The following is a 13667-nucleotide window of genomic DNA, read 5'->3' on the forward strand; positions in this document are numbered from 1 at the left end:
GGCTCTCCCAGGTTTGGTGGGTAAAATGTATTCTAAGATACATTCCTCCTAGCGAGGGGGTGGAACGAACCACAAAGACACAAAGGACACAAAGATCGATCGATCATATTGTAAGTTAAACTTATCACACAGAACCTAGAAGAGCCCCTTTTTTTTGATAGAAAACGGGTTTCTTGAAGAAACCCGTTTTCTGCGCGTAAAGATCGCTTAAATCTTGGACCGATTCTACCAACGCTGCCAAAACGTATAAAGCTGATAAGGAGGTGCAAAATCAGTTCATAAGATTTTTCGTACAACCCACGCTTTATCTTGGAGGTGCTACACTGGGTCTAGCTGGGCTAGGTTGTGCCGTAGCTGGAATGAAGAATCTGATAAAACCCTAATCCCCTTACTTTAGATGTTTTTAAATACCTTAATTTAAAAGTATGTTAACATCCCTGACTCTTGGGAATTTCAAAAGCTATAAGGAGGCAACCTTATCTCTAGCACCCATCACCTTTTTAATCGGTGCTAATGCGTCAGGTAAAAGTAATGCACTAGAAGCAATTCGCTTACTTTCATGGTTAGCGAAAGGTAGTAGGTTAGATGACATTTGCGACAAAATCTAACTCTTTGCTAAAGGGTTTCTGACAATTAACGTACTTAAATTGACGACGATTAACTTGTAGGTACACTGGTTAGCCTGAGAGCGGTAAATCTTTGACTAAATGTCGATGATTTTGGTGTAGTTTATCGCTATCTAAGCCACAACGAGGACAGGTTGCTTTTTTATTTTTTGATTCAATTCGTCAAAATATACCGATATTTTCTAGGTGTCGATAGCCTTGAATAGAGGTTCCTTTTAGGTTCAAAAATTTGTCAACTATCATAGGTAAAATAATCTCGTTTTTGGCTGTTATATCAAATCTTAACTCAATTGTCTATCTTTTGGTATTAACCTATTTGTGCCTTAAGTCCTTTCCTGTATGAATTTTAGCTACTTTTGAGCGTAGTTGCTCTCATCGAATTTTATTTTAAGTTAATTATTTGCATAACAATTCCCGAAGAGCCCGATCGGCCGATATTTGGTAAGTTAGAAGTGATGAACTGACTGCCGATCGAACCTATGCCCCGTACTCATCTATTAGATACCCGAACCAGCAATTTTAGCGATCTCATCGGCAATGGCAAAATCTACCGAGTTCCCCCTTTTCAAAGAGATTATTCGTGGAAGGAAGAAAATTGGGAAGATCTCTGGCAGGATATTCAAACGCTCTATGAAAACCCCGATTCTAGTCATTACATGGGAGCGATCGTTTTACAGGGGTCCCAGCGATCGGATACGGATTTTACAATTATTGACGGACAACAACGATTGGTAACGATTAGTATTCTCGCTATAGCGATTATCGAAAAAATTCAAACGTTAATCGATCGGGGGGAAGAAGCGGAAGCGAATAGAGAACGACAACGGCTTCTCAAAAGCGGTTATTTGAGTAATAAAGATCTGGGTTCTTTAAAAGAATCTAGTAAATTAATTTTGAATGAAAATAATAATGATTTTTATCAAAGTCGTCTCATTAACTTTAGACCTCCTCGCAATCCTCGATCGCTCGCAAAATCCAACCAACTCCTATGGAAAGCTTTTCAATACTTTTCGGATTCATTGCAAAAGCTTACAAGCGTAGTTAACAGTGGAAAAGAACTGGCAATTTTTTTAACGGATACCGTTGCCAAAAGACTCTTATTTATTCAGATTAATGTTGAAGATGAATTGAATGCGTATACGGTTTTCGAGACCCTAAACGCTAGAGGGATAGAGCTAAGTTCAACCGATCTATTAAAAAATTATTTGTTTTCTCTTTTCCGAGGGGCGGATGATTTGCGAGAAGGACAACGACAGTGGAGAGGAATTATTGATACCGTTACAATGGAAAAATTCCCCGAGTTCCTACGTTACTATCTCAGCCTCACGCGGACGAGAGTAAGACGGGAACGTTTATTTAAAAGGGTTCGAGAGTCTATACAAAACGCTGAAAGCGCGTTTAAATTACTCGAACAACTCGAAGAATATAGTGGTCTTTTTATCGCTCTTAATAATCCCAATGATGAATTCTGGCAAGATACTCCAGATAATATCCCTTATATTCGAGAAATTGAACTATTTGGCGTAAAACAAGCCTATCCAGTTTTATTCTCGGCATACAATAAATTTTCAAGCGAGAACTTCACCCGCCTACTAAAATTGGTTTGTATAATTTCGTTTCGATACACGATTGTCAGTAGTCTTAACCCGAATGAGCTAGAAGGAATTTATAATAAGATAGCAATCGCCATAAATAATGGCGAAATGACGACTCCGAGGCAAGTTTTCGAGGGCTTGCGATCGGTTTATGTCACGGATACTAAGTTCGTGCAGGATTTTTCGATTCTTTCGATTTCTACCAGAGGTCAAAAGAAAAAACTGGTTCGATATATTCTCTGGAAATTAGAAATGGACGAATCGGGTCGATCTAATATAGCGGAAGATGGATTCTCGATCGAGCATATTCTACCAGAATCGCCGAGCGATCGATGGCGCGTTCACTTTCTCGATAACGAGATCGAGGAAATGACCTATCGGATCGGTAACTTGATTCCTTTAGAAGCTAATTTGAATCGTCAAATCGGCAATCAATACTATACAGATAAACAAGAGATTTACCAACAAAGCGATTATGCTCTAGCGAGAAATATAGTACCAGAGGAATGGACACCGGACACGATCGCTAAACGTCAAGAAAGTTTAGCCCGACGAGCGGTTCATATTTGGAAATCCGACTTTGTTTGAGAGCGGGTTAAAAAATGTTCTCGATTCGCTTTTACTTGGGAATAGATTTCTAGGATAATTTTCACGAGGAAGCGATCGATCTGTCAGGATTTCGAGCGAGCGAGGGAAACCCGATTATCGAGCGTCGATTTGAACCGACCAATCCGGCTCTCCTTGCAATTGTAAAGATTTTGCGGTTTGAAAAAAAGTTTTCGTAGGTTTCCGGTCTTGAGTTTGAATACCTTCAATAATAATTCTATCTGCTGTACCTACTGATAGATCTAAAGGTAATTCGAGTTGTATTTCCATACAATCAGATAAACTTTTTACTTTGTGATTCATAATTTCCCGATTATTTTTATCTTTGTTTTTCCTAAGCTTACCTTTCTTTTGGGTTTGTTCGGCATTGAGCCTACTTGCATCACTTCTCGTAAGCCAAGCACAATTTTCTGGAAAAAATCCTTGGTTTTTATCTAGCCTAGAAAATACCATACCTTTTTCAGGCGGATGACCAACATCTTGCAGGAACCGCTTAAAATCACGCCATGAATCATGAACTTCAATTGCCGGTATATACTCTTTAGACTTGGGATTTATCACACCATGAACTATTCGGCTCCAAGCTTTATAAACTTGTGTTTTTACTAGGCTTTCGCCAGGTTTGGCAGGAGTTTTAATATCGATACGCCCTAGACTAATCCTTTTTTTCGCCGCAGAAAGGCTAATATTTCGAGTCCTAGAGAGATATATTGAAGCTTGTTCTACACTTTCAAAGCGGATGTCATCGATATAGGTGACTTTTTTGTGCGATCCACCGCTGACCCCACCTGTAGAAATATTATATCCATTGGGAACCAAAGTATTTAGTTTTTTAATCCACTCTTTCTCTTTATTCTCAAGATCTTTTTTACAAGTTCCTCGATCTATTTCCCGTATTTCAAAAGTATCTGAACCATGCTCTCGAATCGCGTGGTGTAATGATTCAGCACCTTTGATATGTCCAGCGGAAGCCTGTTCTATATGGTATTTCCAGCGACGCTCTAGAGTCTGAATTGTTAATCCAACATATTGCTTGCCAGATATTTTATTTGTAACCAAATAAATAATTCCTTCCGCATAGCCTGGATTAGGAATTCGCTCAAAAGCTTCTTCTGGCGTTATTCCTTCTTTTAACCACTGGCTTATTGTTGTGCTACTAGCAGATGGATTTAAACACCTTACTGCCTCCTCAAGATTAGGATATTCGGTTCCAAATACAACGATCTTGTTAGTTTCTCGCATACCACGAACGTATTCTTTTTCAAAAATTTTTTCTTCAGGCAATCCCGCCTCGCGTCTTTTCAATGCTCTCCAATAATCGATGCCCAATTCCTTGCATTTATTTTTGAAGGTATCTTTATGTTTACTCTCCTGCGAACACTCTGGACAATTACTACCTCTTAAATGGTTGCTAGGAGTTTGCCAAAACTCCCCATGTTGTGAACAGATTATTTTTCCTTTTGTACTGGACGTTAAATACTCGAATTCGCTGTAGTTATATTTGTTACCATGAATTGTGATCGCCCGCTCGACAAAGCTTTTTTTTAAATCCTCTTTTGTTTTGATTTGGCCTATTTCCTCTTGAGACCCAGATAAAATCATCGATTTACACTGTGGGCATCCTGTATGCCCTCGCATATGGTTTCGAGGTTCTTGTAAAAAAATTACGCCGTGTTCTCTACATGAAATACTGACCCGCTCACCAACTTTAGGAAGCTCGGTAAACAGTGAATAGTTATAGCGGTTTCCGAAGTGTTCTTCGGAGCGACGAACAAACTCTTCTTTTGATATCTTCTGAGATGCGAAGTAGCATTTACGGCATCCAACCCCATTTTTATGATGTCCTGGAGCGATTTCAAATTCTCCATGAGTAGGGCATATAACCTTAATTTTTGTGGAGGAATCGATATTCTCTACTAATGAATAATTATAAGAGTTTCCATGTACTCTATAAAATTCTTCGAGCCACTGTTGTCGTGTTTTTTTGTTAGGCATCTAGAAAATCATCATCTATTAACGGAAAGATCGGATAATTCCAATAATAATTCACTTCCCTTGATTTTTCATTAATCTCATTATCACTCACCGAAAACCCGATCGCCGTGTAATTGCCCAGATAGCACGCTATACTAGACCTCTGAAACTGGCTTATCATAGTTCAGAATGCAACCCACCGACTCGAATAAATTTACCGAACAAGCTGGGGATTCGATCGTCAAGTCGCAAGAAGTGGCGCGACGCTTTAAAAATCAGAATTTAGAAGTAGAACACGTCATTATGTAAAGAGTCAATTTTTCCCTCAATCCTCGTCAGTTAGAACTTAGGTTAGGTTGAAGTATGACTGAACTTCCCCCGTATAAATATACTAGCTATGGCTAAAAGTCTTACAGAGCCTGAGTTAAAGCCATATAATACCAATGAGCTACTGAACACAAAATCCTGAAGTCTTTACGCAGATAGGGTTTGAGGCAAAAATTTTCCAATTTGACCTTTCGACCATTATAGCTTGTTTCGGGGCTGAAAACCAGCAAAAACATGGCTACAGAAGGAATTGCTTACTCTAGAGATTAATGACATCATCTGTGATCATAAGGTTAGCGATCACTATAAAGCCAAATCCACAGAATCGCTCTACTCTAGATACAGTCAACGGTACAGCCATTTTCAAGGGAAAAATGTACCCAGTAGCGTCTTTTCAATTTTTTCTGAGAAGCCCCATGCAGTAAGGGTAAGGGTTTCGCCCTAATGCCAATAAACAGCGATCTTATCTCCCCAAGCCTAGATTATACTGTTCGGATATGCCCTGCCCTACAGTTTGAGTTTTCAAGGTTATGGGTGCTAGTTTTCGGTACTCGTTAGAGTCTATAAACTGCGCTGGTATTGGAACTTTCAGTACAAATGCTCAAACTGCACCAGTCAAGATTTAATGGGTGAAAAGTATGTTAACATCGCTGACTCTTCGGAATTTCAAAAGCTATCAGGAGGCAACCTTGTCTCTAGCACCCATCACCTTTTTAATTGGTGCTAATGCGTCAGGTAAAAGTAATGCACTAGAAGCAATTCGCTTACTTTCGTGGTTAGCGAAAGGCAGCAGGTTAGATGACATTGAACGCAACATTCAAAGCGGGAATGCAATTGCTCGTGGACAAGCGATCGATCTTTTCGGTGCAGAAAAACAGTATTTTACCTTGGGAACACACATTGATAACGCTCCTGACGGTTGGACTGATTTCGAGATTGAAATTGGGCTATTATCAGACCAACTTATTATAATCGGAGAAAGTGTCAGTAAAGCTAGTAAAGATCAGGAATTAACACTTTACAAAATTGATGGCGATCCCAACTCACACACCGATGAAATTAGGGTGATGTATAACAATTTTAACAAAGGTAAAAATAAGCCCCACATACCTTGCTCTAACCGACAAGCCATTTTTTATCAATTGGAAACTCCCAGTCGGTTCCAGCAAAGTCATACTAAATCACAAAAAATTATTCCAGCAGTTACTAAAGTAATTCGAGAAACCTTGAGGAATATCGTCTTTCTTGATCCTCGTCCAGCAGTAATGCGGGATTATGCTTACGCTAAAGATGATGATATTAAAGAAGATGGCTCTAACCTTTCTAGTGTTCTTTACGCAGTTTGTCAGCAGGGAGAGACTCAAAAAAACAAGTTGCTTGACTTCATTCGTTCATTACCAGAACAGGATATTACCGATATTCGCTTTAGCATTACAGACCGCAACGATGTTATGGTGAGACTAATAGAGTCTTTTGGGAACAAAGAACATCAGATAGATGCTCCTTTGTTGTCTGATGGTACTCTGAGAGTTTTAGCGATTGCTGCAACTCTACTAAGTGTAAATCCTGGAACTTTCGTAATTATTGAAGAGATCGATAATGGTGTTCATCCCAGTCGTGCAGATAATTTAGTTAAGCAAATTCGGGAGATCGCCTTAGAAAGAAAACTGAGGGTACTGATCACCTCCCATAACCCAGCGTTACTAGATGCAGTACCCGATAGTGATATTGGAAATGTACTTTGTTGTTACCGAGATCCGCAAGCAGGAGATAGTCGTATTGTCCGATTAGCTGATTTAGAGCGTTTCCCCGAATTAATTGTGCAGGGAACTCTTGGTCAGTTGATGACTAAACAAGTATTAGATAAGTTCTTAAAGGATAAGTCCACAGCAGAACAACGTCAACAAAACGCGCTAAGTTGGTTAGAGCAATTAAAACAGGGAGAAGTAGCCTGATGGGAGCTATTTGTCTGATCGATACTTCGATCTTTTTAGAGATACTTAATGTACCCCACAAAGCGAGTCAATCTGAGTTAATATTTCAAGAGTTAAAAGAGAAAATCAAAGCTGGGGAATCTCTTTTTTTGCCAATGGCGACCATTCTGGAAACTGGCAATCATATTGCCAAGGCCAAAAAGGTAGATGGCAATCAGCGACGTATTTGTGCAGAAAAATTTGTAAATCAGGTAACACAAGCTCTTGAAGGAAAATCTCCCTTTACCCCCATTAGTTTTCTAAAGAAAGAAGACCTGCAAGGATGGTTAAAAGAGTTTCCTGATGAAGCGATGCAAGGTAGGGGACTGGGAGACCTTTCTATCATTCATGATTGGCAAAGAATTTGTGATCAAAATCTAGGCCGCCGCGTCTATATATGGTCTTTGGACAAACACCTTAAAGGTTACAATCGGCCACCGAAGTTATGAGTAATTGACTACGGATTTACTTTTAATAGTCCATTTGTATTTTAAAAGGTAGAGATTTAATTATTGGACTTCCCCCTTGACAAAAGACCATAACCCGTGCTGTATCTGAATGTGCCGTTACTGGGTACAAATTAAGGAAACCCCGAATAAATCTAACGCATGATTGTTGCCGAGGAGAATTACGATTAGGGAATTTTCCCCTAAACTTTCCCCACTTGTTTATAGCGTTTCCCAATCTCATGAGGTACACCAAAATCTTAACTCCGGACGACCGGAACCTCAAAACCTAAGACTCTGTACCTCACAACTATGGAAATTGCTATATTAAAAAATATTATAATAAACATGGGTACATACAGAAAAGTTAATGGGTGTATCCATTGATGGATAAGGTTTTTTGGTTATGGTGGTATATAATATGTATAGAAAAGTTCAGGTATAAGTAGAGATTAGCGAAGCTTAATACACATTCCCAAATCACCGTAATTCACCGCCATCGTCGCAATAATAGCGGTGCTTTGCTATAGCTAACGCTACTGAGAGGAACTATTTCTTTTCAAGGCAATTGCTAATTGTCTCAGTCGTTCACTAACTTCTAAATTAAATTCTTGAGATTGCAAATTAGCGGGTAATTCTGCTACAAGCTGAGGATTCTCTTTATACCATTCGTTTTGAGCGACACCTGCCCATGTTCCTTCTTTTTCTCGAAAAATATCCACTAATCCTCTTAATTCTTGAATACAGTAGGACTCAAATCCTGCCGCTTCAAAAATACCATTGCGTAGATATTCTTCAAAAGCGTTAATATCATTAGTTACTTCAAAGGTAACAACCTCTCTGGGTGGGGTTAATTGGTCGGCTAAATCGATAACTGTATCTACCGTCATTCCGATAACGTTTTTGGCAATTTCTGTTACACCTAACACCTGTTGACGAAGACTAGGGTTAAAGAGTAAATCAGAACCATATTTAACGTATTTTTTTAAGACCCTAAAAGCAGGTTCATCTCCTTGATAATAGTTATCAATCAGTTCCACATCAGCCCCTAAGGATTTGACAATTTGGCTGCGGGTATCACTGTTAACCGGTCCGCGAATTAATGCTTCAGCAACGGGACGAGCAAATCTTAAAAATAACACTGATAAACTATTTTCTAAGCGAGTTAAAAACTCCTGCTCTGAATAACCAATAAGTCGTTCTTTTACTTGAGAACTTCCCCATAATAAAGAGGACATATAATCGACTAATTTTAAGGCTTCATCTTTTAATTCTGCCGCTAATTGTCGAGCAAGGGCAGCCAAAAATGTTCTAACATCCCCATACAAGTCATCCCGCCAAGCATAATTAGCTCTTACCTTGTCGAAGTCTGGAAAAGAATTTGCGTCAAAAATAATTTCTTTTTTTCTTAAAGTTTCCTGTCTTAATTTTGCCATTTCACTGGCTAAAAGTTGACCATAGCGTTCTTTAAATTTTTCGATACTACTGGAAGATTCGTTATTAACTTTTTCTAAGGGTTTGTTAATGACAGATGTTTCATAAAAATTTTGTAAATCAGCTTTTATCCGTTCCCATTTTCTATGCCACCATTCTGAAAAATCAATTCTTCTTCTTTCTTCTTCAAAGCGTTGTGCTTCTTCAGGATTTTCGGGAAATCTTTGACTGACAAGATGATGAATGTCCTCTGAGGTGCTGACAATTTTATCAATGGAAGCTTCACAGCGTTTCTTGAGAATTGCCACTCGCTCAGTATTAATATAATTAAAGATTTTTTGTTTAATTTCAGGGATTCCTGTAGCTTGAGTTCTTAACAGTTCATCATCTATAATTCCAGTTAAAGTTTTTAATTTATCTTGAATATTGCTGGCTTTTCCGATTTCTAATTGAGTAGGTTCTTCCGCCAGATTATTTAAAATTAAATAAGCTCCTGCTGAACCAGAAACAATGCGATTAACCGGTAAATTAGCGCGTTTTAACCAATCCTGAGAGGCTTCTGTAATATGAGTTTTCAGGGCTTCTGGGCTACCAAGAGAGTCAATATGACTTAAAAAGACAAATAATTTATCAGCAATGGTGACATTCTTATCACCTTGTTCTGTAAATTTAATAATTTCTAATTCGGCTTCTCTAATACTGCGAAAACGCTGAATCACGATGACTGCATCACAGTCGGATAACATTTGTTGGGCTTCATCAACGTGCTTGGCTAACCCAGAATCTGAACCAGGGACATCATAAAAGACGATTCCTTCTGCTTGAGCGAGTTTATTAGTATAAAGTCGGGCTTCTAGGACTGCATGGGCGTATTTTTCATCAGCAACGTATTTTTTTAGTTGTTCTCGGATGTCTTCTAGTCGAGTAAAAGGAATAACTAAATTACCTTCCTTTCTGACTTGTTGTAGAGTGATTTCGTTTTCTCTAATGGTTTTTAAGTCTTCTTTTGCGCCAACGGTTTCTAATTCTTTGAGAAGATGAATAAATTGTTCTTCGCTGCGGGTTTGCACTTCTAATCTTTGTTCAGATTCGCTTTTAACGGAATAAATTTGCGTGGTGGTAAAGGTACATCTTCCTCCTTTGGCAGGAAGTAAATCACATTCTAACCATGCGTTAATAAAGGTACTTTTTCCTGCCTTTTCTAAGCCAACCACAGCAATACGAAATTCTCTTTTTCTCAGTCTTTCGAGTTGACGGTTAGCAGGTATTGCCTCTTGCAGGAGGATTTCTGTTAATTGAGAGGGAATTTCAGCTTGGGGAAGTTTGGCTAAGTCAACGGCAAAATGTTGGATATTTAAGACATCACTGAGACGGGTTTCATAGTAGGATGAGGCCGATTTCCAATCCATTAAATTAACTCCTTAAATACGGTTGAATTCTCTGAGAATAGAGACATTTTTGAGAAACCCTATCTGTATAACTTTTCCTGTTACATTAAGTGGAAGTTCTCGCTTCATTCCATACTGAGTTTCTTTACCAATGATATTACCTCCATTTTTGAGATTAATTCTAACGTAGAATTTTAATCGACTTTCAGGAGAGCGTCCTTCGTCCGGTATAGTCTCTACAGATATTTTTTTATACTCTGGCACACATAAAAATTCTGTAGCACAATCAATTAATCTTACAACCTCATCTCTGTTAAGATCATACCCTTCATGTAAATTATAAACTTCTGATGCAGGAACAGCTAGACATAAAGAAGCTGTCGGACTAATTTCATTTTTAGAACGAGTCCTTTGTAGATATTTAAAACAAGTAAATGCCCCTACCATTAAACAAGCTACTGTAATAATTAATTCCATTTGGCGTTCTTCCTTTGATTGATTTGATTTTGTTGGATCAACGTTATCTAAGATACCACTTATGCCAGTTGCAACACCTGTTGAATTAAAGTCCCCGAATTTAAGCCTTTCTACATAAACGAGCTTTGTTACATCATCAAGAAATTCATCAGACAACCTTTTATCTTCATCTAAACAAGAAGACTGATTAATCCCAAAATGACGACATAGTTCATCTCTCTGAGATTCTTCTCTTTCAAGAATAATACTTAAAACATGATAGAGTACACCTCCTTTTTTAGATTTTATTTTTGGATACACAATTGTAAAAACATCTTTACAAATACTCGAAAAATATTTATTATTCACTAATTCACCTCCTCTTTTTCAAAATTTTCTAATTCAGCAAGGCTTTGTTCTAAAAATTTAGCTCTTTCTTGGATAGGTTTCCATATAATTTGTGTTTCCTCGTAGTTAGTGGTTATTTCCTGTTGAGCTTTTTCTAGGCTCGTTAAATAGTTATTAAAAATATCATTGGTTTTATGATCTACATTTTTTTTTAAATCATCAATCTGTTCTAATAGCCATTCAAACATTAAACATAACATTTCAGGTTCGCCCTGTTGCTGGAATTGATGAATCCAATTCTGTAAAAGAGTTTCAGTGCTTGAAATTTCTGCCATCATGCTTTCCTTTTTTTTCATCCATAGCCAGTGTTTAAAACTTCTGTAAGTACCAGAACTGATTTCAATATCAGACTCCAAATTAAAGTCAAATTCTAGTTCTCTAGTAAATGTATTAAGTTCAGATTGTGGAAATTTTATAACAAAATTTGGTGCTTTTTCTTCAGCGCCCTTTTCTATATGTTTAATATGAAATCTAAACAATTCAGATACAGATTCCTTTATTCTGTTAATCTCCTGAGCAGACACTCTCTTTAATATTTGCGATAATATGATAGTTAGATTAGTTGATAAATTATTTAACTCTTTCTTAATTATTTGAAGACTTAATTTCTCTTTATCCCTTTTTGCTGTGATTAATAAACCATTTCTTGCATCTGAACCTGTATAGCCCAATTGAATCAGGATATCCAAGTTGTTTTTTAGCATATTAACCTGATTAACATTGGCCTTTTTAAAGTTGATATTGTCCAAATCAACTCTGCCATTATCTAAAGATTTAACTACTGCTTCTAAGACGTTTCTAATAACAGTCTTTAGTGCCTCTCTCCACTCAACTAAGGGAACTAATTTCTCTTGAATTTGGTCATAAGGGGGAGTAAATTGAAGTTCATTGATAGCCTCTCTTAAACTAGCTACTAAATTATCGGCTGTTTTGGTATCAATATCTAATTTTTCAAAAACGGCTAGAGGCTGTCTTAATTTTGCATTACTAGCTTGGAGAAAAGAATCAAGATTTTCTTTTGTTTGTGATAACAATTCAGATTCTTGCTGATAATTTTCTTGCGAACTGTTAAGAATTGCCGTGGTCGTTTGTACTGCCCATTGTGCAATACTATTTCCCGCCGCTACATTAAATTTTTCTATAGCTTGGGGAATAACTAATTTAGGAAAATGTTCTGCTATGTGCTTGCTTAGTTTCTTTTCAAATTCTTCTGCATAGGATTGTTTGAATAACTCTTTGGCAATTTGTTCTTGTTGAGAGATAGTCCATTGTTTAGCATCAAGACTTAAGTTTCCTCGCTTCATGATTTCCTTAATTAAAACTTGAAAGTTATCTATGGCTTGCTCATAGGGTTTTAATACTTTCTCAAGTCTAGTTTGATCATGCTCTGACCAATTTTCCTCTCTTGTAGGTAATTCCTCTAACAGCTCCTGAAGCAATTTCTTATTATCCTGAATTTGTAAAGCCAATAAAGCTGGCCATGTACTCAGTTTTACAATTCTCAAATTTTCAATATCTTTTGTATATTCTCTTAAATTCTCGATCAGTTTTTCCTTAATGTTTTCAGTCGTTTCTTCAACAAACTCACTTTCACTTTCTTGCCAATCATCATCTGATCTGAATATATCAATTCGATTTAAAATAAATAGCATTCGTGCAGGAGAGCCGCCTAAATCTTTAACTTGATCAACAACTTCTGATAACAAATTATCAACTTTGTAAGGATCTGTTTCTGCGCTGTTATATGTTACTAAACATAAAGCTTCACGACATTGTTTGATAATCCCAAGATTTCCCTCATCTCCTACATAAGATAACCCGGGTAAATCTAATAATTTAACTCTAACCCCTTTAGGCAATTCTAAGAAACTTTCATCTTTAACCAGTCTAAAAGGATAATAAATAATAGATCGAGGATAAGCTAAATCAGGTTGTTTTTTTCTGGCTTTAATATAAGCCTTCATTAACTGTTTTAAGCGACTATAAATATCTTCGTCGCTAATCTTTTCCCACTTCCCGCATTCCCACAACGCCCCCGGCGTTTCTTCAATAATTAAAGTCTTTTCTTCGCTATACTCAATGGTAACTGTTCCTGCACTCATTTCTCGCTGTGCCATCGGTACAATATCAGCACCACAGAGGAAATTCACTAAGGTACTCTTACCACTGCTCGTCGTGCCAGTCGTCGCTAAAATCAGGGTAGGATGGCGCAATTCATTGATTAACACTTCTAAAGCTTTCTCTAGGTTACTAGAAAGTTCGTGGATTTCACCATGATAGGATTCAGGCAAATGCTGAATAATCTCCGTTTTGAAGTCACCCCAATAACCCGCTAGAAGGTTAGCTTTATTTTCCACTGCTTGGAAAACTTCGTAAGATTTTTGACCCATAATACTCTATCGCTGACAGAATAAGCTGATTCAAGAATAAGCCA

The 13667-nt window shown here is 37.5% G+C and carries 8 protein-coding genes and 2 pseudogenes; 5 read left to right on the top strand and 5 right to left on the bottom strand.

All coding sequences use genetic code 11. The features are described 5' to 3' along the window. Positions 1 to 425: 425 nt before the first annotated feature. Positions 426 to 608 carry an AAA family ATPase gene (locus tag IM500_RS10815; protein ID WP_147071111.1) on the top strand — a complete coding sequence of 61 codons (183 nt, stop codon included), beginning with the start codon at positions 426 to 428 and terminating at the stop codon, positions 606 to 608. Here IM500_RS10815 and IM500_RS10820 read toward each other — a convergent pair. Beyond that, positions 594 to 869 (bottom strand): annotated as a pseudogene (locus IM500_RS10820) (transposase family protein); the annotation flags it as partial. The gene IM500_RS10815 and the pseudogene IM500_RS10820 sit on opposite strands and share 15 nt — an antisense overlap. A 236-nt stretch (positions 870 to 1105) precedes the next feature. On the opposite strand from IM500_RS10820, the gene IM500_RS10825 reads away from it, so the two are divergent. Then, positions 1106 to 2809: a DUF262 domain-containing protein gene (locus IM500_RS10825; protein ID WP_002770760.1), complete on the top strand. Its 1704-nt coding sequence runs from the start codon at positions 1106 to 1108 to the stop codon at positions 2807 to 2809. A gap of 114 nt (positions 2810 to 2923) precedes the next feature. Here the strand turns inward: IM500_RS10825 and IM500_RS10830 are convergent, their stop codons facing one another. Continuing rightward, positions 2924 to 4822: a GIY-YIG nuclease family protein gene (locus IM500_RS10830; RefSeq protein ID WP_287738373.1), complete on the bottom strand. Its 1899-nt coding sequence runs from the start codon at positions 4820 to 4822 to the stop codon at positions 2924 to 2926. Between the two features lie 168 nt (positions 4823 to 4990). Here IM500_RS10830 and IM500_RS24755 point away from each other — a divergent pair. The 3 genes and pseudogenes from IM500_RS24755 to IM500_RS10840 form a co-directional block, all read left to right on the top strand. Beyond that, positions 4991 to 5107, top strand: a pseudogene (locus IM500_RS24755) (Clp protease N-terminal domain-containing protein); the annotation flags it as partial. Positions 5108 to 5766: 659 nt separating this feature from the next. Beyond that, a complete protein-coding gene (locus tag IM500_RS10835) occupies positions 5767 to 7083 on the top strand; it encodes an AAA family ATPase (protein ID WP_190718378.1) in 1317 nt (438 codons plus the stop codon). Further along, the gene (locus IM500_RS10840) at positions 7083 to 7550 is read left to right on the top strand and encodes a hypothetical protein (RefSeq protein WP_190718369.1); all 468 of its coding nucleotides are present in this window, start codon (positions 7083 to 7085) and stop codon (positions 7548 to 7550) included. The genes IM500_RS10835 and IM500_RS10840 overlap by 1 nt, the downstream gene beginning before the upstream one ends. Positions 7551 to 8083: 533 nt before the next feature. Here the strand turns inward: IM500_RS10840 and IM500_RS10845 are convergent. Genes IM500_RS10845 through IM500_RS10855 form a run of 3 tightly spaced genes read right to left on the bottom strand, consistent with a single transcriptional unit; the run spans position 8084 to position 13623 of the window. Further along, positions 8084 to 10390: a dynamin family protein gene (locus IM500_RS10845; protein WP_190718365.1), complete on the bottom strand. Its 2307-nt coding sequence runs from the start codon at positions 10388 to 10390 to the stop codon at positions 8084 to 8086. 12 nt (positions 10391 to 10402) lie between these two features. After that, positions 10403 to 11194, bottom strand: coding sequence for a hypothetical protein (locus IM500_RS10850; RefSeq protein ID WP_190718362.1), 792 nt, complete (start codon positions 11192 to 11194; stop codon positions 10403 to 10405). After that, a complete protein-coding gene (locus IM500_RS10855) occupies positions 11194 to 13623 on the bottom strand; it encodes a dynamin family protein (protein ID WP_190718359.1) in 2430 nt (809 codons plus the stop codon). The genes IM500_RS10850 and IM500_RS10855 overlap by 1 nt, the downstream gene beginning before the upstream one ends. Between the last annotated feature and the right edge of the window lie 44 nt (positions 13624 to 13667).

This window comes from Microcystis sp. M179S2 (assembly GCF_020245805.1).
Taxonomy (GTDB): domain Bacteria; phylum Cyanobacteriota; class Cyanobacteriia; order Cyanobacteriales; family Microcystaceae; genus Microcystis; species Microcystis aeruginosa.